Origin of the sequence: Burkholderia cepacia, from assembly GCF_001718835.1 — a bacterium.
GTDB lineage: Bacteria > Pseudomonadota > Gammaproteobacteria > Burkholderiales > Burkholderiaceae > Burkholderia > Burkholderia cepacia_F.
Map to the genome: position 1 here is coordinate 347,380 of NZ_CP013442.1, position 24,973 is coordinate 372,352.

Below are 24,973 nucleotides of genomic sequence, written 5' to 3' on the forward strand. Positions count from 1 at the left end.
CCTACATATGCCGGAAGCGCCCCGCATACGCGCGACTGACCGGCAGCACATCGCCGCGGCCGTGCAGATGAATGCGCAGGCGGCCCAGCAGGTCGCGCTCGACGCGATCGATCGCTGCATACGCAACGATCACGCCGCGATGCACTTGCGCGAAGTGATCCGGATCGATGCGCGCGCGCAATTCCTTGAGCGGCGTGCGGATCACGTGCCGATCCGTTTGCGTCACGATTTCCGTGTACTTGTCGAGCGCCTGGAAATACAGCACGTCGTCGACCGATACGAGCCGTGTCGCATCCTTCACGCCCACGGTCAGCCAGCGGATCGGAGCCGGCTCCGTCAAGGCCGACCTGTCGGCGGATGCCGACGCGAAGCTTCGCGCGGGCTCGCCGCGCTGCAACCGGGCGATACAGCGCAGCAGCCGCTCGTCCGTCACCGGCTTCAACAGGTAGTCGACCGCAGCGCGATCGAACGCATCGACCGCGTATTCGTCATGCGCGGTCACGAACACGACGTGCACGTCCGGCACGATGCTCGCCAGCTTCAGGCCGTCAATGCCCGGCATCCTGATGTCGAGAAACGCGATGTCGGGACGATGCGCGTTGAGCGCGGCGAGCGCATCGACGCCGTTGCGCGGCATCGCAACGATGTCGAGCTCGGGCCAGAGTCGGCCGAGACGCGCGGCAAGCGCGTCGGACAGGTTCGGTTCGTCGTCGGCGATGAGGGCGGTCGGCATGTCAGTCGATCGGAATCAGCAGGGTGGCGGTGACGCCCCGCGTGGCGCCGGGCGTGCCGCCGACCGCCATGCGGCCGCGTTCCCCGTAGAGACCCTTGACGCGCGCGGCGACGTTCGCCAGCCCGACGCCGCTGTGCAGCGTCGGGCCGCCGTGGCCGAGACCGACGCCGGTGTCGATCACGCTCAGTTCGAGCCCGTCGCCGCTGCGCTTGCCCACGATGCGGATCTCGCCGCCGTCGAGCGACGGCTCGATCCCGTGCAGCAGCGCATTCTCGACGAGCGGTTGCAGCAGCAGCGGCGAGAACGCCAGCCCGCGCAGCGGCATCGGCACGTCGATCACATACGCGAGCCGTTCGCCGAGCCGGACCGACGCGACTTTCAGCAGCGCGTCGACGAGCTCGATTTCGTCGCCGAGCATCGACGTCGCATCGCGCGTGCGCCGCAGGCTCGCACGCAGGTAGCGGTTCAGGCTGTCGAGCATCGTCGATGCGCGGGCCGGGTCGCGCTCGATCAGGCTCTGCACGTTCGCGAGCGTATTGAACAGGAAGTGCGGCTCGATCTGCGCCTGCAGCAGCGCCAGGCGCGCGGCGGTCTCGGCCTGGCGCGCTTCGGCGGCTTCGCGGCGCTCGGTCTCGAGCGTCGCACGCATGCGCGCCGTCTGCATGAACAGGGAAAGAATCGCGTAGGCTGCGGCCGTGACGGCGAATGACGACGCGTACGCAAGCCAGGTCCGAACGCTCGCGTGCCCGACCAGATGCGGCACGTGGCCGACCGTCGACGCGGCGATTTCGAACCCGGCGAAGACGCTTGCCGGCACGACGATCAGCAGTTTCGGCAGCGTCGCGAGCCGGCCGCGCGACAGCTTGCCCAGGGCGATGCCGAACAGCGGCGCGCACAGGCCGATGCCGTTCGCGACCACGAGGTACGGGAGCACGCCTTCATCGCGCCGGCTCGCCCAGAACCCAAGGCCGACCGCGCAATTGAACAGCACGAGGGCGACGAGCGCCGGCAGCCCGCGCAACGGCGCCGGCGCGGCCGGCTCGGGCGGCCGCCCGGGGAAGATCGAATGGAGCCGGCTGTGCATGGTGTCGGACGGGCTGAATGCAATCGAATGCGATACGTAACCTTAACGTCGAACGTGCATGGCCGGCGACGCATGGGACGAACGGCACGCAGACGCGACCAAATGCACGACGGGCCGACAGGCGGCGAGATTCCGGTTGCGATCCCCCCGTTCGGCACGCCGTGTCCGCAAACTGCCTATTTGGCCGCGGCCTTGGTTGCCTTCTCGATAAACTCGGCCTTGGCGGCCTTTTTCAAATCCTCCGGAATCGGAGTGGCACGAACCGCCTTGTCCAGTTCCGCGAAACTGGAACCGTAGGCAATCAGCGCCGGGTACACCCTAAAGAGGCAGTAGTCCGCAAGGCGCTTGAACTCGCGCACGGCGGCGGCCTCATCTCTTTCGAACATGGCGTAGTCGGCGTCCTCCACCTGTTTCAACTTGATGGCGTACGCATCGGGGTCCACACTCCGAGCCATCGCGTGGAAGAAAGTCTCACGCATGTTGGCTTCAGCCAAGGCCTCGAATGCAGTCTCCGCCTGCGGTGTGCTCAAGCCGCCTTTGCGCAGAAGGTCACGGTCGTAGACGTACCAGTTCCGCTCAAAAATGGCTTTCTTGCACGCCACGAACCTGGTCTGCCAATCCGCGGTTTCGTATGTTCCAAAGCCCTCTTCCTCATCAGCGGCATTTGCGTGGGGCAGCCCCATCGCCTGCGCAACCATGAGCGCAGCAAACAGCAATTTCTTCATTACGTGCGGATAAATTCGTCTTGTTTCCAGAGCTGAACGGCCCCTGACAGCGCACCCGGTTCGCAAGAGGCGCCCGCACGTTCGTCGGATGCGGCTGCCGTTCATCGCGCCGAACCCGCGCTTCGTCGCAAAGCGCGGCAGGCGCGCCCTCGGGTCGATATCGTGCGTACGTCACCACCCATCCCTGGCGCCGACCATGCAACCGTTCCTTTCAGTGCCGAGCTACGTCTATCTCTTGTTCTGCGCGCTAGTGTATCTCGGCGTGAAGCGCTGCTTCCCGCGCGAAGCATCCCCTGCGAGAACGCTGCTGTTTCCCGTCGCGTTCGCGATGCTGGGCGTCACGAGCCTCAGGGCCCTGTTTCCGGGAGCGGGCTCCGGCGCCGGCACCGTCGCACTCGCCGCCCTTTCCGTCGGCGCCGCGTTCGGCTGGCTGCACGCGCGCCGCTGGCGGCTCGAATTCGCGGATCGCCCGGCGGGCTTGCTCGTGCGCCTGCCGGGCGACGCGAGCCTGGTCGCGACGTTGATGCTCACGTTCGCGGCCGAAACGTACCTGCACTACGCTGTCGCGTCCGAACAGCCTTGGGCAGCGACGACCGGTTTCGCGCTCGCCGCGTTCGCCGTCTGGGGCCTGCTCGTCGGCATGCCGCTCGGCCGCGCGCTCAACGTCGTCGTGCGCGCGATGCGATACGCGAACGGCGCGCGCAATCAGGACGGAACCTTCACGCGCGACGCCTGAAGCCGCGGCCGGTTTGCCGAGGCCGTCCGCCCCCCGTCACTCGAGTCCCTTCAACGCCTGCAAGCCGTCCGGCAGCTTCGCATCCGGAAACTGCGTCGACAGCGACGTATCCCGCCAGCGCGCCGCCTCGTCCGCGCGCTGCGCTTCGGCCTGCTCGCAGACGAACACCGCATCGCCGCCCAGCAACAGCCGCATCGGCACGTCGTCGCGACGCGACAGCTCGACGATCAGCGCGGCGATCCGCGCCGGATCGCCGACCTCGTGGCCGCCATACGCGCCGAGCAAGTCGAGCATGCGCCCGACCGACGGCTGGTAGTCCGGCAGCATGCCGTCGACGCCGCGCTTCGCCTCGGCGGCCCAGTCGGTGCGCATCCCGCCCGGCTCGAGCGTGCACACGCGCACGCCGAACGGCGCGACCTCCTTCGCCAGCACGTCGCTGAATCCGCCGACCGCCCATTTCGCCGCCTGATACGCGGACAGGCCGGGCGTCGACGTCCGCCCGCCCACCGACGACACCTGGAAGATATGGCCGGCGCGCTGCGCGCGCATCGTCGGCAGCACCGCGCGCGTCACGTTCACCACGCCGAACAGGTTCGTCTCGATCTGCGCGCGGAAATCGTCGGCGCTCATCTGCTCGAACGGCGCCGTATGGCCGTAGCCCGCGTTGTTGACCAGCACGTCGATGCGCCCGAATGCGTCGCGCGCGGCAGCCACGGCACGGGTCGCCGCCGCTGCATCGGTGACGTCGAGCGCGACCGGCAGCAGCCGGTCGCCGTAACGCCCGGCCAGATCCGCGAGCCGCGCGGGATCGCGCGCACCGGCCACGAGCCGGTCGCCCGCCGCGAGCACCGCCTCCGAAATCGACCGCCCCAGGCCGCGTGCGGCCCCTGTTACCAACCACACTTTCGACATGTTCCACTCCTCGAGAATGACATTACACAAAATGAATGATTACTCACTCATCAATAAAGACGATGCGTCGATGATTCGTCCGACGCAGCGCACGTTCACAGCGTGTGCAACACCGCCCACAGCGCCCGAAAGCCGGCTTCGCGGTAGGCATCGGCCCGCGCCGGATCGCGCGCGACCGATTCCATCGTCGTTTCCGCGATCGACGTGAACAACGCGCCGCAGAACGCGAGTGCCTCGTCGGGCCGCAATGTGCCCGATGCGGCGATCCGCTCGCGCAGCACCGCCCGGATCGGACCGAATCCTTCCGCGCCCGCGTCGCGATGCGCGTCGTCGATGCGTCCGCTGACCTCGAGCTGCCGCAGCGCGCGCCGCCCGTCCGGATTCGCGACGCCCCACGACACGTAGCCGTTCCACGCGTGGCGCATCGCCGGCTCGGCGGGGCCGTCCTCCGGGAAGTCCGTCATCATCGCGCGCCGCAGGTCGGCCTTCAGATGCAGATACAGCGCGTTCAGCAGCGCATCCTTGGTGTCGAAATACGTGAACACCGTCCCCTCGGCCACGCCCGCGAGCCGCGCAATGCGCGCGGTGGTCGCGGCCGCGCCGTGTTCGGCGAGCGCGCCGGCCGCCGCGGCGAGAATCGCTTCGTGCTTGTCGAGACTGCGGGGTCGTGCCAAGATTTTGCCGCCTTAAATGAGTGATTGCTCAATCATAGCCGAGTCTGCCGGATTTTGCATAGCGGGACAGTTGAATGCTTCTTACCAGCCCCTAGTCCCGCTTCCACCATCCCCGCTTCATTGCTTCCTCCAGCATCCCGAGAGTAAGCGAGCGCCCAGCCAGGGACTCCCGCGCCTTCGTGCTGAACGGCGACTTCAACACGGCCAGCACTACATCGCGCTTTCGCATGTTCGCAGACGGGACGTAGTAGGCAACGTCGAAGTCTTCGAGGTCTACTTGAAAACGTTCTGCCCACATTTGCATAACGTTCACGATTTTTGGTGGTTCCCAATCGAGATCGTGATACAGGTCCATATCAGGAGTCAGTTGTTCGTCAAGGCCGAACACCCCCGGTGCGCGGACTTCTCGTATAAATTGCTGGAGTTGGAACCAGGTGTCGCTCATTAGAGACGGTCCTCTGGCTTCACATAACGGTTGTATGCCAAAACTGTTTTATATCCGATGGTCGCCACGTCAGCAGCAGTAATCATCCAACCAACTCCGGGGATGGCCCGTCCGACGAACACACCGATATGATTGGTCATTTTCACTCGCAGCAGGACCACACTGGTCCAAGACGTGAATGTCGGTAAGATTCGATGCTTTATCTCATAGGGCAGCAGCGAGCGAGAGAGCTTCGATGCAGCCGAGGTTCCCTTTACTGCGCCGGCAAATTTACCTCGTGTGGAAAGAAACCGCGAGCCTGCAAGGATCATCGCAACACCGACCGCGTCGCTGATTCCTAGCTCATTCATCGTTTCATCCACTGCGATCAAAAAGAACAACTCCACGGGAGTGAGGTTCTCGTGTATCCCGTACGTATATGTATTCGACATATCATCGTATAAATGTAATGAAATAGAAAGGGTATCGTTAGCAAGCCGACCCTGCAATCGGAGTCGTTTTGATCGCACGTTGATCCGGTCAGGGAAACTCTGCGCGATTCGCACACAGATGTGGTTGCAGCGAATCGTCGAGCCTGGAGTCGACCACGGTTTCGCGGACACCCATCCTTGGGAACTGAGAGGTGCCTGCCAGGAAGCACCTGCCTCGTCGAGGGCGTCGCGCGCCGAAGGCGAGCGCGCACGCGATTCGGCAAAACCGTGCACTATTAGGGTTTTGCCGTACCGGCGCCCGGCGCCTTCGACGTTCGTTCCACGCTCACCGTTTCAGACGCGAACCTCCCATGACGAATCAGCCTACCCAGACCGCGGCCGACCGGCCGGTCGACATGATCATCTTCGGCGGCGGCGGCGACCTGGCCGCCCGCAAGCTGTTGCCCGCGCTGTACATGGCGCACCTGCACTGCAACCTTCCGCCCGAGACGCGCATCATCGCGGTCGGCCGCCGCGACTGGGGCATCGACGGCTATCGCAAGTTCATGGACGAGCAGTCGCGCCCGTTCATCGACGAAAAGGCGTTCGACCCGCAGGCGTGGCATCGCTTCCTCGACCTGTTCCGCTACGTGCTGATCGACGTGCACGATGCGGCCGACTACGCGCGCCTCACGGAAGCAACCCGCCGCGACGCGATTCGCGTGTTCTACCTGTCGACGTCGCCGGAGCTGTTCACGACGATCTGCGACAACCTCTCGTCGGCCGACCTCGTCGACGCCCGCTCGCGGGTCGTGCTGGAGAAGCCCCTCGGTCATGATCTGGCATCCGCGAAGGCGATCAACGATGCGGTCGGCAAGCACTTCGAGGAATCGCAGATCTACCGGATCGACCATTATCTCGGCAAGGAAACCGTGCAGAACCTGATGGTGCTGCGCTTCGGCAACCCGATCTTCGGGCCGCTGTGGCAGGCGCCGAGCATCCGCAGCGTGCAGATCACGGTGGCGGAGACGGTGGGCGTCGGCAGCCGCGCGGGCTTCTACGACCATACCGGCGCGCTGCGCGACATGGTGCAGAACCACCTGCTGCAGCTGCTGTGCATCGTCGCGATGGAACCGCCCGTGTCGCTCGACCCGGACGCGGTGCGCGACGAGAAGCTGAAGGTGCTGCGCTCGCTGCGGCCGATGGCGGTCGCCGACGTCGCGCGCGACACGGTGCGCGGCCAGTACACGGCCGGTGCGGTCGACGGCCAGCCGGTGAAGGGCTACCTCGAGGAAGACAACGTGCCGGCCGACAGCCGCGCGGAAACCTTCGTCGCGCTGCGGGCGCACATCAACAACTGGCGCTGGGCGAACGTGCCGTTCTTCCTGCGCACCGGCAAGCGGCTGCAGCGCCGCCAGTCGGAAATCGTGATCGAGTTCGCGGACATGCCGTTCTCGATCATCCCGACCGGCCCGCGCCACTACAGCAACCGCCTCGTGATCCAGCTGCAGCCGGAAGAGTCGATCCAGCTGCAGATGCTCGCGAAGGAACCGGGCAGCGGGATGAACATGGTGCCCGTGAGCCTGAACCTCGACCTGCAGCAGGCGATTCCGGAGCGTCGTGCGGAAGCATACGAACGGCTGCTGATCGACGTGATCCGCGGCCGCCTCACGCACTTCATGCGGCGCGACGAGCTCGAAGCCGCCTGGTCGTGGGTCGAACCGATCCTCGACGGCTGGAAGCAGCTCGGCGACCGCCCGCGCCTGTACACGGCCGGCACGTTCGGGCCTGCGGCTTCGTCGGCGCTGCTCGCGCGCAACAACATGTCGTGGTCCGAGGAAGCCTGACCTGAACGACGGCGGCCAGCCGCGCGGCGATCGCCACGTTGCCGAACAACGCCCCGCCCGCATGGAACGGCCGCAGGCCGAGCTGCAGCACCGGCAACGTGTCGGGCGTCGACGCCGGCTTCAACGGTTCGCTGATTTGCCAGCTCGTCGCGCTGGAGCTGCTCGCATCGGAAAGTCGCCGGGCCCATCTGACGGAAAGCGGACGCTCGATGCTGGAGACGATCGACCGTCGTCGTTGACGTTTCCGCGTCTGGGAGCCGGGGCGCATGCGCGGTTCGTCTTCGCTGCGTTTACGTGACGATGCCGAACGCCAGTCGTTCGCAACGTTTAAACAGCGGATACATCACGATCCCCCCTTTTGTTGATGCTCTGCATGGCCGCCGAGCCAGCGGACGAACCATGCGGCGGCGAGCCGCGCGACCGCGTCGAGCGCACCGGGCTCCTCGAACAGGTGAGTTGCGCCCGGCACGATTTCGATCACCGTTTCGCACGTCAGCCGCGCGGCCGCCAGCCGGTTGAGACGCAGCACCTGATCGTCTCGCGCACCGACGATCAGCAGCGTCGGCGCGGCCACGCGCTCGAGCGCATCGCCGGCCAGGTCGGGGCGGCCTCCGCGCGACACGACGGCGCCGACGGCAGGTTCGCGCGCGGCCGCGACGAGGGCGGCGGCCGCGCCCGTGCTCGCGCCGAACAGGCCGAGCGGCAGCGGCCGGCATTCCGGCAGCGCGCGTATCCACGCAATCGCTGCGCACAGTCGACGGGCGAGCAGATCGACGTCGAAGCGATAGAGCGCCGTGACGCAGTCGACCTGCTCTTCGTCGCGATCGAGCAGATCGAACAGCAGCGTCGCGAGTCCGGCCTTCACCAGCGTCTGCGCGACGGCGCGGTTGCGCGGGCTGAGGCGGCTGCTGCCGCTGCCGTGCGCGAACACGACGACGCCGCGCGCGCCCTGCGGCAACGTCAGCACGCCGTCGAGCCGGGTCCGGTCGATCGGGATCGCGATCTCGCGTGCCTGCATGTCACACCTCGCTTGCCGCGCACCGCGCCGGCTACGCGACCTTCCCCCGGCGGCCGCTTCACGCACGCGTGGCGTCTGTCCCGCGCCCCTTCGCCATTCGGCATCGGTCTTCGCGATCGTTCGTCCGCGGCTGCCGTCGATACATTTCACGGTACGTCGTGCGAATCGGGGCGAAATTGATCCAGGTCAGCCGCGGACAGGCGCGTTGCGCGCGCACGCACGTAGGCAGGCGCGCGCCGACCGCTTTCGTCTGGTGATACGGATCGACCGCGCAGCCGCCCGGCCATCAGAGGGCCGTCATTCAGGAGACTGAATGGTCCGCAAGCAATCCCGGCTCGAACTCCCGGCGATCTGCGTGTTCGCCGTGCACGAGGCGACCCTGAATAACAGGTCGCACGCGAACGGCGGGCCGGCGCCGCAATCGCGGCGCGCCCGCCGGCCGCTCAGGCGACCTCGATGATGACCTTCAGCGCATGGGTTTGCGCCGCGCGGCCGAAGGTGTCGTATGCGCGCTCGACGTCGTCGAGCGAGAACCGGTGCGTGATCAGGCGCGTCGGATCGAGGCGCCCGGCGCGTACGGTCTTCAGCAGCATCGGCGTGCTGACCGTGTCGACGAGCCGCGTCGTGATCGAGATATTGCGATCCCACAGCTTCTCGAGGTGCAGGTCGGCCTTGACCCCGTGCACGCCGACGTTCGCGACCACGCCGCCCGGCGCCACCAGCGACGTGCACATCTCGAACGTCGCCGGAATGCCGACCGCCTCGATCGCGCAATCCACGCCGACGCCGTCGGTCAGCTTCATGACTTCCGCCACCGGGTCGCCGGCGCGGCCGTCGATGCAATCGGTCGCGCCGAAACGCCGCGCCACCTCGAGCCGGTTGCTGTCCGGGTCGACCATGATGATCCGCGCGGGCGAGTAGAACTGCGCGGTCAGCAGCGCCGCCAGCCCGATCGGGCCCGCGCCGACGATCGCGACCGAGCAGCCAGGCTGCACCTTGCCGTTCAGCACGCCGCATTCGAACCCGGTCGGCAGGATGTCGGACAGCATCACGAGCGCGTCCTCGTCCGCGCCCGGCGGAATCCGGTAGAGGCTCGTCTGCGCGTGCGGAATGCGCACGTACTCGGCCTGTGTCCCGTCGATCCGGTTGCCGAGGATCCAGCCGCCCGTCGTGCAGTGCGAATACAGGCCGCGCCGGCAGTACTCGCAGCGCCCGCACGACGAGATGCACGAAATGAGCACGGGATCGCCCGGCTTCAGTGAATCGACCGCGGCGCCGACCTGCTCGACGATGCCGACGCCCTCATGGCCGAGAATGCGGCCGGGTTCGCAGGTCGGTACGTCGCCCTTGAGAATATGCAGATCGGTACCGCAGATCGTCGTGCGCGTCACGCGGACGATCGCGTCGGTAGGCGACTGCAGTTCCGGCCTGGGCCGCTCCTCGAGCGCCTTGCGCCCGGGTCCGTGGTAGACGAGTGCTTTCATTGCGTGTTCTCTCCGTCGATGGGGCGTTGCCCCCTGCGCTCAACAATGTAGGAGACGCGCGGGCCGGCCTGCTTGACCCGCATCAAGCGGCAACGCCTGCTCATGCCTCGAGCACGTAAGTGCCCGGCGCCGGCCCCGATCCGTCATCGGGCATGCGCGCCGGCACGTCGCCCGACGAGCGCGCGTGCAGCCAGTCGCGCCAGCAGGTCCACCACGATCCGTCGACCGCCGGCGTGTCGCGCACGAAATCGTGCCGGCTGCGGTAACCCGCGCCGGGTTCGCGGGTCGCGCATCGATAGTGGCGCCCCGCATGGCCGGGTTCGGACACGATGCCCGCGTTGTGCCCGCCCGATGTCAGCACGAAGGTCAGCGCGTGGTGCGTGAGCAGGTGAAGCTTGTAGACGGAACGCCACGGCGACACGTGATCGCGCTCGGTGCCGACCACGAACGTCGGCACGTCGAGATCGGACAACGCGACCGGCCGCCCGTCGACGCAGTAGCGCCCGGCCGCGAGATCGTTGTCGAGAAAGAGCCGCGTCAGGTATTCCGAATGCATCCGATACGGCATGCGCGTGGTGTCCGCATTCCACGACATCAGGTCGTTGGGCTTCGTGCGCCTGCCGAGCAGGTATTCGCTCATCATCCGCGACCAGATCAGGTCGCGCGCGTTCAGCAGTTCGAACGCGGCGGACATCTGCGCGCCGTCCAGGTAACCCTGCCGCCACATCAGCGCGTCGAGTGCGGACAGTTCGCTCGCGTCGATGAACAGGCCGAGCTCGCCGGGTTCGCTGAAGTCCGTCAGCGCGGCGAGCAGCGTGATCGAGCGCAGCGCGTCATGCCGTGCGTCGCGCGCGAGCGCCGCCGCGCCGATCGCCAGCAGCGTGCCGCCCAGGCAATAGCCGACCGCGTGGACCGCTTCGCCGCACCGTGCGCGCACCGCGTCGAGCGTCGCGAGGAAGCCGTCTCGCACGTAGTCGTCGAGCCCGACGTCGCGGGCCTCCGCGCCCGGGTTGCGCCACGACACCGCAAACACGGTGTAGCCCGCATCGACCAGGAAGCGGATCAGCGAGTTGTGCGGCTGCAGATCGAGGATGTAGTACTTCATGATCCACGACGGCACGATCAGGATCGGTTCGCGCGCGACGTTCGGCGTCATGGGTTCGTACTGCAGCAGCTCGCACAGCGCGTTGCGCCAGACGACGCGCCCCGGCGTAACCGCCACGTCGCGCCCCGGCAGATACGCGGGCGCCTTGCGCGCATGCACGCCGCGCATGCGTTCGGCCAGCGCATGCGCGTCTTCGAGCCAGTGCCGCAGCCCCGCCGCGAGATTCGCGCCGCCGCTGCGCATCGTCGCGTCGAGCGCGACCGGGTTGGTCGCCAGGAAATTGCCCGGCGAGCACGCGTCGAGCCACTGTCGCGCGACGAACCCGACCAGTTCCTCGTGGTGCCGTTCGACGCCCGGCACGCCGCGCGTTGCGTCGCGCCACCAGCGCTGGGTCGCGAGAAAGCCGTCGCGATAGAACCGGAACGGCCAGTTCGACCAGGCGGGCGCGGCGAAACGCGGGTCGGCTTCCCCCGTGTGCACCGCGTAACCGTCTTCGTCCGTGTCGTCGCGCGCGGCGGGCGCCCCGGCCGACCACGACACGGCCGCGATCCACGCCTGCGTCGCGAGCTCGAGGCACTTTCCCGGCGACACCGCCAGATGCGCGCCCCAATCGAGCATCGCCAGCGCCAGCGACACGGGCGACAGCCCGAAGGTCATCGCGGCAAGGCTTGCGTGCGCCGCGCGGTTCCACTGCTCGACGGGCGTCGCATCGGGCCGCTTGCGTTCGTCCGCGCGCGGCTGCGGGCGCGCGTCCGCGGCAGCGGGAGCCACGTCGTGGCTCGCGGGATCTCGTGCGGCGGAGCCGCGCATGGCGATCACTTTCATTTCATGTGCATCCCGCCGTTCACGGCAAAATCGGCGCCGGTCGCGAACGCGCCTTCGTCCGAGCACAGGAACGCGACGAGCGCCGCGATCTCGTCGGGGCGGCCGAGACGCCCCACCGGGATCTGCGGCAGGATCTTCGTGTCGAGCACTTCCTTCGGCACCGACTCGACCATCGGCGTCGCGAGATAGCCCGGCGATACGGTATTGACGGTCACGCCGTGTTTGGCGAGCTCGAGCGCCAGCGCTTTCGTGAACCCGTGCACGCCGGCCTTCGCGGCCGCGTAGTTGGTCTGCCCGTACGCGCCCCGCGAGCCGTTCACCGAGCCGACGTTGACGATGCGGCCGAAGCCGCGCTCGATCATTCCGCCGACGAACGGCTTCGTCATGTTGAACATGCTGTCGAGGTTGGTGCGCAGCACCGCATCCCATTGCGACTTCGTCATCTTCACGAAGGTGGCGTCGTGCGTGATGCCGGCGTTGTTGACGAGCACGTCGACGCCGCCGAGTTGATCGATCACGCGCTTCCCGCAGCGCTGGCACGAGTCGAAATCGGCGACGTCGACCTCGAACGCGTGAAAGATGCGCCCGGCGTCGCGTTCCTGCGTGAGCCACGTCGCGACGTGGTCGTTGTGTTCGGTGTGCGACACCGCCACCGTCATGCCCGCGTCGTGCAGGCAACGGCTGATCGCGGCGCCAAGGCCGCCCATTCCGCCGGTAACGAAGGCAACACGCTCATCTCGCATAGACGCTCTCCTGTGCCGCATCGCCGCCCGTCCGGCAGCCGTCGAGCGGCGTCACGTTGGCATCGCTCATCATCGTCCCCGTTTCAAACCGGTCCGTTGATCGGGATCAGGGTCCATGCCGCCCGTCGGCGCCCGGCGCGGCGGCCCCGCCACTGTGCGTTGATGCCGCACGGGCGCCGTTGATCTGAGTCAAGCGCGCGGAAACCCTGCTTCGTAGACTGGATTGCACTGGCGGATCACCCGTCGATGGAGCGATTCCGATGAGCTACAAGAGCATGGTCGTGCACCTCGATACGAGCGCCCGCGCGCATTCGCGCCTCGAGTTCGCGCTGCGGCTGGCGCGGCGTTTCGACGCGCACCTGACCGGCCTGTTTGCAGTCTATACGCCGGAACTGACTTCGTTCTACGTGATGGCCGGTTCCGCCGACTATTTCCGCGAACGCGAGGAACGGCGCAATCAATGCCACGCCGCGCTGGAGCGCCTGTTCCATGCGGAAACGGCGCGGGCCAAGGTGTCGAGCAACTGGGTGTGCGCGGATGCGCGCGCCAACTTCGTCGTGCCGCGCCACGCACGCCATGCGGATCTCGTGATCGTCGGCCAGGGCGATCCGGACGATCCGGACACCTACATCGACGACCAGTTTCCGGAGAACCTGGTGCTGTCCGCCGGCCGCCCGGTGCTGTTCGTGCCGTATGCGGGCGAGTATCCGACGCTCGGCGAGCGCGTGCTCGTCGCGTGGGACGGCAGCCGCGAAGCGGCCCGCGCCGCGCACGACGCGCTCCCGTTTCTCGAGCATGCGAAGCGCACGACGGTCGCCGCCGTCGTCAACGGCAATCACGCGGACGCCGGGGTGCGCATCCCGGGCGCGGACGCGGCGTTGATGCTCGCGCGGCACGCATCGGACGTGAACGTGCTCGACATCGGTACCGGCACCGGCGCGTCGATCGGCGACACGCTGCTGTCGCGCGCGTACGAAACGGGTTCCGACCTGCTCGTGATGGGGGCCTACGGCCATTCGCGCTGGCGCGAACTGGTGATGGGCGGCGCCACGCGCACGGTGCTGGGGTCGATGACGCTGCCGGTGCTGATGTCGCACTGAGCGGGTCGAAGCCCATGCGCGAGGCCGGCACATCGGCCTCGCAGCCCGGCGGGAACGGCCGGGCCGTTTGATCCAGATCAGCGCGAGCGCCCCGCGTGCGCCGATGATGAAGACATCCGCGCCTCTCCAGGGAAACGCCATGTACTCGAACATTCTGGTTGCGCTCGACGGCAGCGAAACATCCTCGCATGCACTCGACGCCGCGCTGACGCTCGCGGCGGAAACGGGTGCGCGGCTGACCCCCGTCTACGTCGTCGATTTCCTGGTGCCGGCCTACGACATGTACGGATACGATCCGTCGATCCTCGTCGACGCCTTCCGCGAAGAAGGGTTGCGCGTCACCGACGACGCCGCGCAACGGATGGCCGCGCGCGGCGTGTCCGGCACGCCGCAGATCGCCAACGTCGAGCCGGCCGGCGAAGACATCGCGGACCGCATCCTGGTCGTCGCGCGGGAAACCGGAGCCGACCTGATCGTGATGGGCACGCACGGCCGGCGCGGCTTCCAGCGCCTCTTCCTCGGCAGCGTGGCCGAGCGCGTGCTGCGCCTGGCCACGTGCCCGGTCCTGATGATTCCGGCGCGCTGCGCGCCGCAGCCTGCCGCCGAAACCGCGGCGGCGTCGACCGACTAGGGTCTGTTTACATACGGAACACGCATGCGAATGCCCGAAATCGCTCGTAGGGCAAGGAGGGAGCAACCGTCTTTCATGTCAAGCCAAATGAAGCGAGTCATTCCAATGCGAGCCCGATTTGGCCATGGCATTCAGGATGGTCAAGAGCTTGCGCATCGCGGCAACAAGGGCAACCTTTTTGGGCTTGCCCAGGGCCGTCAAGCGCGCATAAAAGCTTTTGAAGACCGTGTTGTGGCGCACTGCGACGAGCGTAGCCATGTACAACGCTCGTCGGACCTCGGCGCGGCCACCCCAGATCGTGCGTTGGCCGCGCATTTGGCCCGAATCTCGGTTCAGGGGAGCCACGCCGACCAGTGCGGCGATGCGCCGACGACACAACGAACCCAGTTCAGGCAATTCGGCCAGCAGCGTAGCGACAGTCGCAGGACCAATGCCTTTGACGCTGGACAGCGCCTGGGCCAATTCGGCGTGGTGGGTGCGCACATGATCGGCGCAGTCGTGTTCGACATCGTCGATCTGCGATTTGAGGAACTTGATGGTTTGCTCGATGCTCGGACGCGCACTGGCATGCGCCAACGTCAGGCGTCTCCGCTCAGCCGTCAGCATCGTAACCAGCTGCCTGCGACGCAACACGAGCGCCTGCAAGCGCTGCAATTGCGCGTCGGGCAACTGCTTGATAAAGCGCTCGCGCTGCGGATGCTGGTGCAACACGCGGGCAAACGCGGCCAACATCCGCGCGTCGAGGCTGTCCGTCTTCGCCAACGTGCCCATGGCACGAGCAAAGTCGCGCGCCTGACGGGGATTGACCACGGCCACCGACAGTCCCGCAGCCTGCAAGGCACACGCCGCCTCGAATTCGTAGCCGCCCGTGGCTTCGAGTACGACGAGTGCTGGAGCCAGCTTCGCCAGTTCGGCCGTCATCGCTTCAATGCCGTCACTATTGTTGGCGTATTGCCAGGTCGAACTCGCCGTGCTGCTGCCAATTTCCAGCGTGTCGCGCGAAACATCGATACCGATGAACACTGCTTCGGGCATGTTCTTCCACTCCCATCCTTGTTTATGCGAACTTTATTCCGACAACCGTTCGGGCTTACGGAAGAACGGTCCGACTCACGCGCCCAGTGCTCACTCGCGGGCTTGGTTTCCCAGAGGAGGAACGGGCTACGTGAGCCGGTCCGAAACCGCAGACTTAAAGATACAAGGAGCGCCGTTTGGCCGTGCCAAACAAGCGACGAGCGACGCCGCCATACGGGCGATTTCGGGCATTCCCGTGGAATGGTTTTTTTAAAATTTGGGGTTGCCACGAGAACGGCCGCTCGCCGCGTTGCGCTCCTTGCGAATACGTCCAGTATTCGCGGCGTCGCGCGCCTCGCGAGCGGCCGTTCTCGTCGCAACGCATGCGTGTTCCGTATGTAAACAGACCCTAGGAGCCGTCATGAGCTACAAGACCCTGCTCGTCCACCTCGACGACAGCGAGCGCAGCGCGCGTCGGCCTCGCACTCGAACTCGCGGCGCGCTGGAACGCGCATCTGATCGGCCTCTACGTGGTCTGCCAGGACCTGTTCGAGCCGTTGCGGCGGCCCGACGAACCGCTGAAGCTTGCCGTGTACGAGCGCCTGTGCGACGCGCGCCGCAAGCAGGCGGAGGCGCGCTTGCTCGCAGCGGCCGAGCGCGCGGGACGCAGCGTCGAATGGCAGGCACCGGCCGGCCCCGCGACCGAGACCGCGATCCTGCATGCGCGGCATGCGGATCTGCTGGTGCTCGGCCAGCCCGATCCGCACGACCGCATGACGTATATCGCCAGCCATTTCGTCGAGGATGTCGTGATGGGCAGCGGCCGCCCGGCGATCGTCGTGCCCTACGCGGGCGACGTGCGGACGATCGGCGAGAACGTGCTGATCGGCTGGGACGGCGGGCGCGAAGCCGCCCGCGCGATGGCCGATGCGCTGCCGCTGCTCGCCCGCGCGCGCTTCGTCAACGTCGAAACCGTCGCGCGCAAGCGCCCCGATCCGGACAAGACGCCCGCGGGCGTCGACGTCGCCGCGTATCTCGAGCGGCACGGCGTTCGCGCGTCGTTCTCGACGACGCCGCGCGAGGGCGACCTCGGCTCGGGCGCGACGCTGCTGAACCGGGCCAGCGACCTGCATGCCGACCTCATCGTGATGGGCGCATACAGCCACACGCGGATGCACGAACGTGTGCTGGGCGGCGCCACGCGCACGATCCTCGAGACGATGACGGTGCCGGTGCTGATGTCGCATTGACCGGCGCACGGGGCGGCCGAACCCGGCCGCCCGGCTGGCCGCCCCTGCGGCATGACGCCGCACGCCTGTAGGAATCGCCCTACACGGCTTCCACGTTGCCTACCTCATCTTCAATCCACGCTGATTCCGCTCGGGTGCCGGCGCGTCCATACTGCCCCCCATCAAAGCCGGATAGCCGTGCGCGTCCAGGAACCCGTCCGGCACGGATTTCGTTTCACGAAGACGGCGGACAGCCGACGCCGCACGCCAAACGGTCGACGCGCCCCCACCCGGGTCCCGATCGCCGCAGACCCAACGAACTGGAGCAGATCATGCTGAGCCATGCCGATGCCGTGACGGCCGCCCCGTCCCGCCCCGTCACGTCGCCGTACCCGGTCACCCGGGAAGACCAGCCGAAGCGCGCCGCGTCCCGTTGCTCGACCTGCGCGCTGCGTACCGTGTGCATGCCGCAGTCGCTGACGCCCGCGGAATTCGCGCGCGTCGACGCGATGATCTGCACGACGCGGCACGTCAGGCGCGGCGAAACGCTGTTTCGCGCGGGTGACGCATTCAACAGCATCTATGCGGTGAGGACCGGTTCGTTCAAGACCATCGTGATGCATCGCGATGGAGACGAGCAGATCACCGGCTTCCAGATCGTCGGCGAATCGCTCGGGCTCGACGGCGTGCACACCGGGCGGCACAACGGCGACGCAATCGCGCTCGAGGACAGCACCGTCTGCATCATTCCGTTCGGCCAGCTCGAACAGATGTGCCGCGACGTACGGCCGATGCAGCATCACGTGTACCAGATGATGAGCGGCGAGATCGTGCGCGAATCCGCGCAGATGCTGCTGCTCGGCACGATGACCGCCGAGCAGCGCGTGGCTGCGTTCCTGCTGAACCTGTCCACGCGCTTCAAGGCGCGCGGCTACTCGGCCGCCGAATTCGTGCTGCGGATGACGCGCGACGAGATCGGCGAATATCTCGGGATGAAGCTCGAAACGGTCAGCCGCATGCTGTCGAAGTTCCAGCGCAAGGGGCTCGTCGCCGCGCAAGGCAAGCAGATCCGCATCGTCGATTCGGACGGCCTCGCGAGCGTGTGAGCCTCTGCGAGCGCGCGTTGCGGGAAACGCGCGCCGCTCAGCCGCGCGTGGCGAGCACCGCGGCGCCCGACACGCGTCCCGCGCGCAGGTCGTCGAGCGCGCGATTCGCGTCCGTCAGCGCATAACGCACCGCTTCCACCCGCAGCGGCATCGCATCGGCGATCCGCATGAACGCGGCCGCGTCCGCTCGCGTCAGGTTGGCGACCGACGCGATGCGGCGCTCGCCCCACAGCCACGCGTACGGAAAGCCCGGGATATCGCTCATGTGAATGCCGCCGCATACGACGATCCCGCCTTTGTCGACCGCGCGAAGCGCGGCCGGCACCAGTGCGCCCACCGGCGCGAAGATCAGCGCGGCGTCGAGCGTCTCCGGCGGCGGCTCGTCGCTGCCGCCCGCCCATGCCGCGCCGAGCCTGCGCGCGAGCTGCTGGGCGACGGTGTCGCCGGGCTTCGTCAACGCAAACACCTTCCGCCCCTCGAAATGCGCGACCTGCGCGACGAGATGGGCGGCCGCGCCGAAGCCGTAGATGCCGACACGGCGCGCATCGCCGGCCATGCGCAAGGTTCGATATCCGATCAGGCCGGCGCACAGCAGCGGCGCGGCCTCGAGATCGGAATAGCGTTCGGGCAAGTGCACGCAATAGCGGCTGTCGGCCACGGTGCGCTCCGCGTAGCCGCCGTCGATCGTATAGCCGGTAAAGCCCGGCGCATCGCACAGATTCTCCCGCCCGGCGGCGCAATACGCGCAATGGCCGCAGGTGTGCCCGAGCCACGGCACGCCGACCCGGTCGCCAATCGTGAAACCCGTCACGCCGTCGCCCAGCGCCGCCACCGTTCCGACGATCTCGTGCCCCGGCACCAGCGGCAGCCTGGGGTCGGGCAGATCGCCGTCGACGACGTGGAGATCGGTCCGGCAGACACCGCATGCGTGCACGTCGATCAGCAGCTGGCCCGGCGCCGGCAGCGGATCCGGCACGCGCGCCTCGCGCAAATGCGGCGTCGCGCCGTCAAACATCATCGCAAGCATCCTGGCCTCCCCGCCCGATCGCGTTCGCACGCCTTCCATCATGCGCGCTTCGTCCGCACGTCGCGTGTAGGAATCCGCTGATCGCGCCCGCGCGATTCCTACGACAACTTCGGGACCGCCTGATTGAATGCCCCGGGAGCCCCGACGATACTGGATACACGGCAACAGACCATGCCGCACGCCGACACGACGCAGGTCGACCAGGAGACGCACGATGTCACACGCTACGTTTCGTTCCGAATCGGGCTATCGGGCCACGTACCAGACGGATGTCACCGCTTGCGCCGCGCCGTCTGCAACGCCTGCCGCAGGGTCGCCCGCGCTGCCCGACACGCAGGCGCTCGTCGCCCTGGCGCGCGACGCCGGCATGCTCGTCACGCTCGATGCGATGATCGGGCGCGAGCGGTACGAAAGCGTGACGGGCTCGATCGCCACGCTGGCCCGCTTCGCGCAGGCACTGCAGCTTGCGATGCGCGAGGCGGCGTGATGCCGGCCGCGTGCATGCGCCCGGCCGCCACGGCCGATCCGGTTTCGCGTGCCGTCGGCGCCTTGCCGCCGGCACGCGTCGCGGCGAGACGATGCGCATCGTTCCCATAGCGCCGACGACGAACGTGGCGCACGGCGCGCCCTTTCCGCCGGCGCACGCGCGATGAACCGGCACCTTCTCGAACGCGTTGCCCCGCATCTCCCGGGGCTCGCGCTGCTGGCGGATTACCGGCGCGCGTGGCTCGGGCGCGACCTCTACGCGGGCGTCGCGCTCACCGCGGTGCTGGTGCCCGTCGGCATGAGCTATGCACAGGCGGCCGGCCTGCCCGCCGTCACGGGCCTCCATGCGTCGATCGCCGCGTTGCTTGCGTATGCGCTGCTCGGCCCGAGCCGGATCCTCGTCCTCGGTCCCGATTCGGCGCTGGCCGCGCTGATCGCCGGCGCGATCGCCCCGCTCGCCGCCCATGACCCGCAGCGCGCCATCGCGCTGGCCGGCGCGCTGGCGCTGGCGGCCGGCACGATCTGCATCCTGCTCGGTACGCTCCGCCTCGGCTTCGTCACCGACCTGCTGTCACGTCCGATCCAGTACGGCTACCTGAACGGTATCGCGATTGCGCTCGCGATCGGCCGGCTGCCGGAACTGCTCGGCATGCCTGCCGCGTCCAGCGACATGGCCGCCGCCGTCCGGCAGATCGCACGCGGGCTGCTCGACCATCAGGTCTCGGTGAACGCCTGCGTGCTCGGCGCGGGCGCGCTCGCGGCCATTGCGCTGCTCAAGCGCGTGGCGCCGCGCTGGCCCGCCATGCTGATCGCCGTGCTGGCGGCCACCCTTGCCGCGCAACTGCCGCCGCTGCACGGCGTCGCGACGGTCGGCACACTGCCGGCCGGCGCGCCGGTGCCGCACCTGCCGGCCGCCTCGCTCGCGGACGTCGCGGCGCTCGCGTCCGGCGCCGTCGCCGTCGCGCTGGTATCGTTCGCCGACATCAGCATGCTGTCGCGCGCGCTCGCCGCGCGCGCGGGCGAAACGCCGGACCGCAACCAGGAACTGGTCGCACTGGGTGCCGCCAACCTGCTGGCCGGCATGATGCAGGGCTGCGCGGTCAGCAGCAGCGCATCCCGCACGCCCGTCGCGATTGCCGCGGGCGCGCAGAGCCAGGTCACGAACCTCGTCGCGGCGGCGTGCATCGTGCTGCTGCTCGCCGTCGCGCCGACGCTGCCGATGCGGGTGCCGCGCGCCGCATTGGCCGCGGTCGTCGTCTATGCGGCACTCGGCATCGCGGACGTCCGCAGCGTCGTGCGGCTGTACCGGATGCGTCGCGGCGAATGCCTGATTGCGGTGCTGTGCTTTGCCGGCGTGATCGGCATCGGCGTCGTGCCCGGCATCCTGCTCGCCAGCGCGCTGTCGCTGCTGTCGTTCGTGTGGCGCGCCTGGCATCCGTACGATGCGGTGCTGGGCCGGCTGGCCGGCGTACGCGGCTATCACGACATCGCGCGCCATCCGGACGCCGTACAGACGCCGGGGCTCCTCCTGTTTCGCTGGGACGCGCCGCTCTTCTACGCGAACGTCGAGATTTTCTGCGAGCATCTGCACGCGGCGCTGGGGCACGCGCCGTCGCCGGCGTCGCGCATCGTCATCGCGGCCGAGCCCGTCACGGATATCGACGTCAGCGCTGCCGACCGGCTCGTGGCGCTGGCCGACGAACTCCGAGAGCGCGGGATCGCGCTGTGCTTCGCCGAAATGAAGGGGCCGGTGAAGGATCGCCTGCGCGCGTACGGGCTGTTCGACACATTCGGAGAGGCGAACTTCTTTCCGACCGTGACCGACGCCGTCGCGCATCATGTCCGGCAACGGCGGGAAGACTCGCGGGCCGGCCACGTGTCGCGCACGCGCCGCAGGCAGGTGCGGCGCAGGCTCAGGCGGCCCGCGCGACGCTGACAGCGGACGACATCGGGCGGGCCGGTTCGCGTCAGAGGGTGAACGTGTCCGACTTCTTCATTTCGATCCACGTCATGCCGGTTCGCAGCCCTTCCAGCGCCGCTTCACGCTCGCTGGCGAAAATCCGGCTGTGCGCGAACGCGCGTTCGCACGTGCCGTCGGGCGCCTTGTGCGTCACATGGATCCGGCACTGGTAGCCGCCCCCGTCGACGGCGGCCGTTTCGATCGCCACCGACCAATCCGCTTCGTGAAGCTCGCCTGAAACCGCCATTTCAGCCCCCTCGCCGACCCTGCATCGGCGCCGCGCACCGGTGCGCGCTCGACCTGCATCAACGGCGCGAACCCGCTGCGCGACGGGTTCACGCATAAAACCGGAAAACCCCGCTGTGAAGCAATACGGGCCGTCCGCCGATCGCTTCCAGCATATCGCGCGCCGCCCGCTCGATCACGGGACGATGGCGCGCGAATGCGTCCGCCAGGTCCTGTTCGCGCGGCGACGCCGCGCGGAAGTGATCCGCCAGTTGCCGAAAGGGTAGATTCGCCGTTCCGCGCTACGCCGCTGCGGCGGCACGCGGCGCGTCGTCACTGCGCATCAGCAGCACCGGGCACTTCGAGCCGCGCAGGAAGCGCTCCGCGACGCTGCCGAGAAACACGCGCCGGATACCGCGCCGCCCGTGCGTGCCGATCACGGCCAGATCGATGCGATGCTCGTCGACATAGCGCTGCAGGCGTTCGGCGACGTCCTCGCCGATGGCCGCCGTCTCGACGAGTTCCGTGTCGCCGTTCACCGCCGCGTGCGAGATGGTCCGCTCGACCTCGCGCAGCACCGCGACGCCGTCGCGCCGGGCCTCCTCGAGCAGCACGTCGGGATCGACCCGCCCGGCAAAGGTGAACAGGATCGACGTGTCGACGACGTAGACCGCGAACAGGCGGGCGCCACTGAGCTTCGCCATCTTCAGGGCTTCGTCGAGCGCGTGCTTCGACGAAGCGCTGCCGTCCACGGCCACCATGATCTTCTTGTACATGCGAACCTCGCTGGGTGAATGGCCGGGCGCTGTCGTCGCGTCCGGTTCTGTCACCATCATCGACGGCCGCACGATTCGAACGTTGATTTCCGTCAAGCGTCCCGGACGACTGGCCGCGACGAACCGTCGCGCCCGGTGCGCGCCGCCTGCGCGCCCGTCCCGCCCTGCGGCGGCGGCACCATCGCGTCGCCGCGCTCGAATTGCCGGAACGCCTCGGCGATGTGCTTGCGCAGCAGCGCCACGTCCCACGGCCGGGTCAGGATCTTCTGCACCGATCCCGCGCCGCTCGGGTCGCTGAGCGACTGCGCGTCGGCATAGCCGGACAGCAGGATGCGCACGATGTCCGGATAAAGCGACCTGACGCGCTGCAACAGATCGATCCCGGAGAGGTTCGGCATGCGGAAGTCCGACACGATCACGCCGACCCGATGCTGTGCGAGCAGGTCGAGCGCATCGGCCGGATCGGTCGTGCCGAGAATCTCGTAGCCGTCTCGGCCGAGCGCCTGCCTGAGCGTTTGCAGCACGGCCTGGTCGTCGTCGACCAGCAGCAGCGTCCGGTGCAGCAGTTCGCGCTGCCGGCAATGCTCCGGGAGCGCCGAGCCGGCGGAGAGCATGTCGGCAATTTCCGCCCCGGTGACCGGATGGCTGAAGTAATAGCCCTGCATCGCGTGACAGTGGTGCCGGTTCAGGAAAGAAAGCTGCGCTTCCGTCTCCACGCCCTCGGCCACCGTCTCCATGTGCAGCGACTCCGCCATCGCGATGATCGAGCGCGTCAGCGACGCGCCTTCCGCGCTCGTGGTGACGTCGCTGAGGAACGACTTGTCGATCTTCACGACATCGATGGGCAGGTCCTTCAGGTACGACAAGCTGGAATAGCCGGTGCCGAAATCGTCCAGCGACAGCACGACGCCGAGCGCCTTCAGTTCGCGCAGCGTCTGTGCGATCGCGTTGCAGTCCTGCATCAGCACGCTTTCGGTCAACTCGAGTTCGAGCCAGGCCGGCTCCAGGCCGGTATCCGTCAGCGCGTCGCGCACCACGTCGGCCATGTTCTGCTGCCGGAACTGGCGTGCCGACAGGTTGACGGCGATCCGTAGCGGCGGATGTCCGTCGCGACGCCAGGCGACCGCCTGCGCACAGGCCGTGCGCAACACCCATTCGCCGATCGGCAGAATCAGCCCGGTTTCCTCGGCGATCGGAATGAAGCGATCGGGCGGAATCACGCCGATTCCGGGGCGGCGCCAGCGAATCAGCGCCTCGACGCCGCTGATCTGGCCGGTCTTGAGATCGACCTTCGGCTGGTAGTACAGCTCCAGTTCGCCGTTCGCGACGGCCTCGTGCAGCGCGTTTTCGAGTTCGGCCTGCTCTTCCACGCGTGCGCCCAGCTCGCGCGTGTAGAAGCTGTAGCCGTTTCGCCCGCATTCCTTCGCGCAATACAGCGCGGCGTCGGCCGTCCTCAGCAGCGTTTCCGCGTCGGTGCCGTCGGTCGGACAGACGCTGACGCCGATGCTCGTCGTCACGTGCAGGTCGTGTCCGCCGAGCACGAACGGCGCGCCGAAGGTGTTCAGGATCTTGCGGGCGACCGCATCCGCGTCCGCCGCCGTCGACAGGTTGACCAGCATCACGACGAACTCGTCGCCGCCGAGCCGCGCGACCGTGTCGCCGTCGCGCACGGCCGCCGTGAGCCGGGCCGACACGGCCCGCAGCAGGCCGTCGCCGATCGAATGGCCGAAGGTGTCGTTGACGTGCTTGAAGCGATCGAGGTCGAGCACCATCACCGCGACCAGGTGTCCGGTGCGCCGCGTCTGCGACATCGCCTGCTCCATGCGGTCGCTCAGCAGGTTGCGGTTGGGCAGGCCGGTCAGCGCATCGTGGTTGGCGAGATACTCGATGCGCCCCTGCTGCAGCTTGCGCTCGGTGATGTCCTGCACGATGCCGCGCAGGATGATCGCGTGGTTCAGGTCGCGCCCCGCCTCCGCCTGGTGCAGCACGTGGCGCTCGGTGCCGTCCGGGTGAATCAGCCGATGCTCGAGCGAAAACGGGGTGCCCTCGGTGCGCAGGCTCGTGAACGACTGGATCAGAAGCGGCTGCTCGTCGAGCGGAACCGCTTGCAGGAGACGATCGAAGGTGGGCGGCGTACGTTCGGGGTCGAGGCCGAGGATCCGGTACAGCTCCGGCGACCAACTGCCGTCCGCCCGGCCCGCCTGATACGCCCAGTTGCCCAGATGCGCGAGCGCCTGCGCATGGGTCAGGCTGATCTCGGCGGTCGCAAGCTGTTCGAGTGTCGCGGCAGCGCGCAGCAGGTAGCGGATCCGGTAGCCGAGCAGCTTCCAGCGCATCGGCTTGGAGACGAAATCGGTCGCGCCGGCGTCGAAGGCGCTGGCGATCGACGTATCGTCGTCGTTGCCCGTGAGCATGACGATCGGCACGCGGCGACCTTCCGGCAACGCGCGCAGCTGGCGGCAGCAGGCGAAGCCGTCGCCGCCGGGCATCTCGACGTCGAGCAGCACCACGGCGGGACGATGACGCAGGAACGCGTCGATGCCCTCCTGCGGCCCGGTCGCTTCCTCGACGCGAAAACCCTCCGGCTCGAGGGTCTCCACGACCAGCAGACGCGTCATCGCATCGTCGTCGACGATCAGAATCACCGGCGCATCGGAATGTCGATCGTTCACGACTCG

At 67.8% G+C, this 24,973-nt stretch carries 24 protein-coding genes and 2 pseudogenes; 9 read left to right on the forward strand and 17 right to left on the reverse strand.

The window, feature by feature from the left end; all coding sequences use genetic code 11:
* Window position 1 precedes the first annotated feature (1 nt).
* The 3 genes from WT26_RS01315 to WT26_RS01325 all read right to left on the reverse strand — a co-directional run bounded on the left by WT26_RS01315 (window position 2) and on the right by WT26_RS01325 (window position 2,542).
* On the reverse strand, window positions 2-733 hold the full coding sequence (locus WT26_RS01315) for a LytR/AlgR family response regulator transcription factor (protein ID WP_069272002.1): 732 nt from the start codon (window positions 731-733) through the stop codon (window positions 2-4).
* A gap of 1 nt (window position 734) precedes the next feature.
* The gene (locus WT26_RS01320; protein WP_231130443.1) at window positions 735-1,817 is read right to left on the reverse strand and encodes a sensor histidine kinase; all 1,083 of its coding nucleotides are present in this window, start codon (window positions 1,815-1,817) and stop codon (window positions 735-737) included.
* A gap of 176 nt (window positions 1,818-1,993) precedes the next feature.
* Window positions 1,994-2,542 (reverse strand): hypothetical protein, encoded by a 549-nt coding sequence (locus WT26_RS01325; protein ID WP_069269528.1) that lies wholly within the window; start codon window positions 2,540-2,542, stop codon window positions 1,994-1,996.
* Window positions 2,543-2,738: 196 nt separating this feature from the next.
* Between WT26_RS01325 and WT26_RS01330 the strand changes: the two genes are divergently transcribed.
* Complete coding sequence (locus tag WT26_RS01330) at window positions 2,739-3,278, forward strand: DUF6622 family protein (protein WP_060077992.1); 540 nt, start codon at window positions 2,739-2,741, stop codon at window positions 3,276-3,278.
* A 36-nt stretch (window positions 3,279-3,314) separates the two neighbouring features.
* Here WT26_RS01330 and WT26_RS01335 read toward each other — a convergent pair whose 3' ends face one another.
* From WT26_RS01335 to WT26_RS01350, 4 genes are all read right to left on the reverse strand, one after another.
* Entirely contained in the window at window positions 3,315-4,190 is an 876-nt protein-coding gene (locus tag WT26_RS01335; RefSeq protein WP_059624342.1) for an SDR family NAD(P)-dependent oxidoreductase, read from the reverse strand.
* A gap of 95 nt (window positions 4,191-4,285) precedes the next feature.
* A complete protein-coding gene (locus WT26_RS01340) occupies window positions 4,286-4,864 on the reverse strand; it encodes a TetR/AcrR family transcriptional regulator (RefSeq protein WP_069269529.1) in 579 nt (192 codons plus the stop codon).
* 91 nt (window positions 4,865-4,955) lie between these two features.
* Window positions 4,956-5,309: a DUF1493 family protein gene (locus tag WT26_RS01345; protein WP_059715388.1), complete on the reverse strand. Its 354-nt coding sequence runs from the start codon at window positions 5,307-5,309 to the stop codon at window positions 4,956-4,958.
* The gene (locus WT26_RS01350) at window positions 5,309-5,740 is read right to left on the reverse strand and encodes an STM2901 family protein (RefSeq protein ID WP_069269530.1); all 432 of its coding nucleotides are present in this window, start codon (window positions 5,738-5,740) and stop codon (window positions 5,309-5,311) included. Before WT26_RS01350 ends, WT26_RS01345 begins: the two co-directional genes overlap by 1 nt.
* A 350-nt stretch (window positions 5,741-6,090) precedes the next feature.
* Between WT26_RS01350 and zwf the strand changes: the two genes are divergently transcribed.
* Both zwf and WT26_RS01360 read left to right on the forward strand, forming a co-directional pair.
* Window positions 6,091-7,566 (forward strand): glucose-6-phosphate dehydrogenase, encoded by a 1,476-nt coding sequence (gene zwf / locus WT26_RS01355; protein WP_069272003.1) that lies wholly within the window; start codon window positions 6,091-6,093, stop codon window positions 7,564-7,566.
* 38 nt (window positions 7,567-7,604) lie between these two features.
* The gene (locus tag WT26_RS01360) at window positions 7,605-7,805 is read left to right on the forward strand and encodes a hypothetical protein (RefSeq protein ID WP_069269531.1); all 201 of its coding nucleotides are present in this window, start codon (window positions 7,605-7,607) and stop codon (window positions 7,803-7,805) included.
* Window positions 7,806-7,909: 104 nt separating this feature from the next.
* Here the strand turns inward: WT26_RS01360 and WT26_RS01365 are convergent, their stop codons facing one another.
* The 4 genes from WT26_RS01365 to WT26_RS01380 all read right to left on the reverse strand — a co-directional run bounded on the left by WT26_RS01365 (window position 7,910) and on the right by WT26_RS01380 (window position 12,741).
* Window positions 7,910-8,584: a dienelactone hydrolase family protein gene (locus WT26_RS01365; protein ID WP_059778821.1), complete on the reverse strand. Its 675-nt coding sequence runs from the start codon at window positions 8,582-8,584 to the stop codon at window positions 7,910-7,912.
* Window positions 8,585-9,027: 443 nt separating this feature from the next.
* The gene (locus WT26_RS01370) at window positions 9,028-10,068 is read right to left on the reverse strand and encodes a zinc-dependent alcohol dehydrogenase family protein (RefSeq protein ID WP_069272004.1); all 1,041 of its coding nucleotides are present in this window, start codon (window positions 10,066-10,068) and stop codon (window positions 9,028-9,030) included.
* A gap of 100 nt (window positions 10,069-10,168) precedes the next feature.
* A complete protein-coding gene (locus tag WT26_RS01375; RefSeq protein WP_231130444.1) occupies window positions 10,169-11,998 on the reverse strand; it encodes a PHA/PHB synthase family protein in 1,830 nt (609 codons plus the stop codon).
* On the reverse strand, window positions 11,995-12,741 hold the full coding sequence (locus WT26_RS01380; protein WP_069272005.1) for a beta-ketoacyl-ACP reductase: 747 nt from the start codon (window positions 12,739-12,741) through the stop codon (window positions 11,995-11,997). The genes WT26_RS01375 and WT26_RS01380 overlap by 4 nt, the downstream gene beginning before the upstream one ends.
* A gap of 260 nt (window positions 12,742-13,001) precedes the next feature.
* Between WT26_RS01380 and WT26_RS01385 the strand changes: the two genes are divergently transcribed.
* Together WT26_RS01385 and WT26_RS01390 are read left to right on the forward strand one after the other, a co-directional pair.
* On the forward strand, window positions 13,002-13,841 hold the full coding sequence (locus WT26_RS01385; protein ID WP_069272006.1) for a universal stress protein: 840 nt from the start codon (window positions 13,002-13,004) through the stop codon (window positions 13,839-13,841).
* Window positions 13,842-13,980: 139 nt separating this feature from the next.
* Window positions 13,981-14,472: a universal stress protein gene (locus WT26_RS01390; RefSeq protein WP_069272167.1), complete on the forward strand. Its 492-nt coding sequence runs from the start codon at window positions 13,981-13,983 to the stop codon at window positions 14,470-14,472.
* 78 nt (window positions 14,473-14,550) lie between these two features.
* Here the strand turns inward: WT26_RS01390 and WT26_RS01395 are convergent, their stop codons facing one another.
* Window positions 14,551-15,507, reverse strand: coding sequence for an IS110 family transposase (locus WT26_RS01395; protein WP_069269534.1), 957 nt, complete (start codon window positions 15,505-15,507; stop codon window positions 14,551-14,553).
* A gap of 400 nt (window positions 15,508-15,907) precedes the next feature.
* Here WT26_RS01395 and WT26_RS01400 point away from each other — a divergent pair.
* Both WT26_RS01400 and fnr read left to right on the forward strand, forming a co-directional pair.
* Window positions 15,908-16,736 (forward strand): annotated as a pseudogene (locus WT26_RS01400) (universal stress protein).
* A gap of 311 nt (window positions 16,737-17,047) precedes the next feature.
* Window positions 17,048-17,821: a fumarate/nitrate reduction transcriptional regulator Fnr gene (gene fnr, locus WT26_RS01405; RefSeq protein WP_069272007.1), complete on the forward strand. Its 774-nt coding sequence runs from the start codon at window positions 17,048-17,050 to the stop codon at window positions 17,819-17,821.
* A 37-nt stretch (window positions 17,822-17,858) separates the two neighbouring features.
* On the opposite strand, the gene WT26_RS01410 is transcribed toward fnr, so the two are convergent.
* Entirely contained in the window at window positions 17,859-18,848 is a 990-nt protein-coding gene (locus WT26_RS01410) for a zinc-dependent alcohol dehydrogenase family protein (RefSeq protein ID WP_069272008.1), read from the reverse strand.
* A 214-nt stretch (window positions 18,849-19,062) separates the two neighbouring features.
* Here WT26_RS01410 and WT26_RS01415 point away from each other — a divergent pair, with 214 nt between their 5' ends.
* Both WT26_RS01415 and WT26_RS01420 read left to right on the forward strand, forming a co-directional pair.
* On the forward strand, window positions 19,063-19,335 hold the full coding sequence (locus WT26_RS01415) for a hypothetical protein (protein ID WP_069272009.1): 273 nt from the start codon (window positions 19,063-19,065) through the stop codon (window positions 19,333-19,335).
* Between the two features lie 162 nt (window positions 19,336-19,497).
* Window positions 19,498-21,270, forward strand: coding sequence for a SulP family inorganic anion transporter (locus tag WT26_RS01420; RefSeq protein WP_069272010.1), 1,773 nt, complete (start codon window positions 19,498-19,500; stop codon window positions 21,268-21,270).
* A gap of 31 nt (window positions 21,271-21,301) precedes the next feature.
* On the opposite strand, the gene WT26_RS01425 is transcribed toward WT26_RS01420, so the two are convergent.
* The 4 genes and pseudogenes from WT26_RS01425 to WT26_RS01435 all read right to left on the reverse strand — a co-directional run bounded on the left by WT26_RS01425 (window position 21,302) and on the right by WT26_RS01435 (window position 24,967).
* Window positions 21,302-21,541, reverse strand: a complete 240-nt coding sequence (locus tag WT26_RS01425; RefSeq protein ID WP_059634138.1) for a hypothetical protein — start codon at window positions 21,539-21,541, stop codon at window positions 21,302-21,304.
* Window positions 21,542-21,629: 88 nt separating this feature from the next.
* Window positions 21,630-21,791 (reverse strand): annotated as a pseudogene (locus tag WT26_RS35075) (DUF1488 family protein); the annotation flags it as partial.
* Between the two features lie 30 nt (window positions 21,792-21,821).
* Window positions 21,822-22,295, reverse strand: coding sequence for a universal stress protein (locus WT26_RS01430; RefSeq protein WP_069272011.1), 474 nt, complete (start codon window positions 22,293-22,295; stop codon window positions 21,822-21,824).
* A gap of 92 nt (window positions 22,296-22,387) precedes the next feature.
* On the reverse strand, window positions 22,388-24,967 hold the full coding sequence (locus WT26_RS01435; RefSeq protein WP_069272012.1) for an EAL domain-containing protein: 2,580 nt from the start codon (window positions 24,965-24,967) through the stop codon (window positions 22,388-22,390).
* Between the last annotated feature and the right edge of the window lie 6 nt (window positions 24,968-24,973).

Bases quoted from the DNA above. Each gene is read 5' to 3' on its own strand.
- WT26_RS01315 (WP_069272002.1), bottom strand. From the start codon at position 733: ATGCCGACCGCCCTCATCGCCGACGACGAACCGAACCTGTCCGACGCG.
- WT26_RS01320 (WP_231130443.1), bottom strand. From the start codon at position 1,817: ATGCACAGCCGGCTCCATTCGATCTTCCCCGGGCGGCCGCCCGAGCCG.
- WT26_RS01325 (WP_069269528.1), bottom strand. From the start codon at position 2,542: ATGAAGAAATTGCTGTTTGCTGCGCTCATGGTTGCGCAGGCGATGGGG.
- WT26_RS01330 (WP_060077992.1), top strand. From the start codon at position 2,739: ATGCAACCGTTCCTTTCAGTGCCGAGCTACGTCTATCTCTTGTTCTGC.
- WT26_RS01335 (WP_059624342.1), bottom strand. From the start codon at position 4,190: ATGTCGAAAGTGTGGTTGGTAACAGGGGCCGCACGCGGCCTGGGGCGG.
- WT26_RS01345 (WP_059715388.1), bottom strand. From the start codon at position 5,309: ATGAGCGACACCTGGTTCCAACTCCAGCAATTTATACGAGAAGTCCGC.
- WT26_RS01350 (WP_069269530.1), bottom strand. From the start codon at position 5,740: ATGTCGAATACATATACGTACGGGATACACGAGAACCTCACTCCCGTG.
- zwf (WP_069272003.1), top strand. From the start codon at position 6,091: ATGACGAATCAGCCTACCCAGACCGCGGCCGACCGGCCGGTCGACATG.
- WT26_RS01365 (WP_059778821.1), bottom strand. From the start codon at position 8,584: ATGCAGGCACGCGAGATCGCGATCCCGATCGACCGGACCCGGCTCGAC.
- WT26_RS01370 (WP_069272004.1), bottom strand. From the start codon at position 10,068: ATGAAAGCACTCGTCTACCACGGACCCGGGCGCAAGGCGCTCGAGGAG.
- WT26_RS01375 (WP_231130444.1), bottom strand. From the start codon at position 11,998: ATGAAAGTGATCGCCATGCGCGGCTCCGCCGCACGAGATCCCGCGAGC.
- WT26_RS01380 (WP_069272005.1), bottom strand. From the start codon at position 12,741: ATGCGAGATGAGCGTGTTGCCTTCGTTACCGGCGGAATGGGCGGCCTT.
- WT26_RS01385 (WP_069272006.1), top strand. From the start codon at position 13,002: ATGAGCTACAAGAGCATGGTCGTGCACCTCGATACGAGCGCCCGCGCG.
- WT26_RS01390 (WP_069272167.1), top strand. From the start codon at position 13,981: ATGTACTCGAACATTCTGGTTGCGCTCGACGGCAGCGAAACATCCTCG.
- WT26_RS01395 (WP_069269534.1), bottom strand. From the start codon at position 15,507: ATGCCCGAAGCAGTGTTCATCGGTATCGATGTTTCGCGCGACACGCTG.
- fnr (WP_069272007.1), top strand. From the start codon at position 17,048: ATGCTGAGCCATGCCGATGCCGTGACGGCCGCCCCGTCCCGCCCCGTC.
- WT26_RS01410 (WP_069272008.1), bottom strand. From the start codon at position 18,848: ATGCTTGCGATGATGTTTGACGGCGCGACGCCGCATTTGCGCGAGGCG.
- WT26_RS01415 (WP_069272009.1), top strand. From the start codon at position 19,063: ATGTCACACGCTACGTTTCGTTCCGAATCGGGCTATCGGGCCACGTAC.
- WT26_RS01420 (WP_069272010.1), top strand. From the start codon at position 19,498: ATGAACCGGCACCTTCTCGAACGCGTTGCCCCGCATCTCCCGGGGCTC.
- WT26_RS01425 (WP_059634138.1), bottom strand. From the start codon at position 21,541: ATGGCGGTTTCAGGCGAGCTTCACGAAGCGGATTGGTCGGTGGCGATC.
- WT26_RS01430 (WP_069272011.1), bottom strand. From the start codon at position 22,295: ATGTACAAGAAGATCATGGTGGCCGTGGACGGCAGCGCTTCGTCGAAG.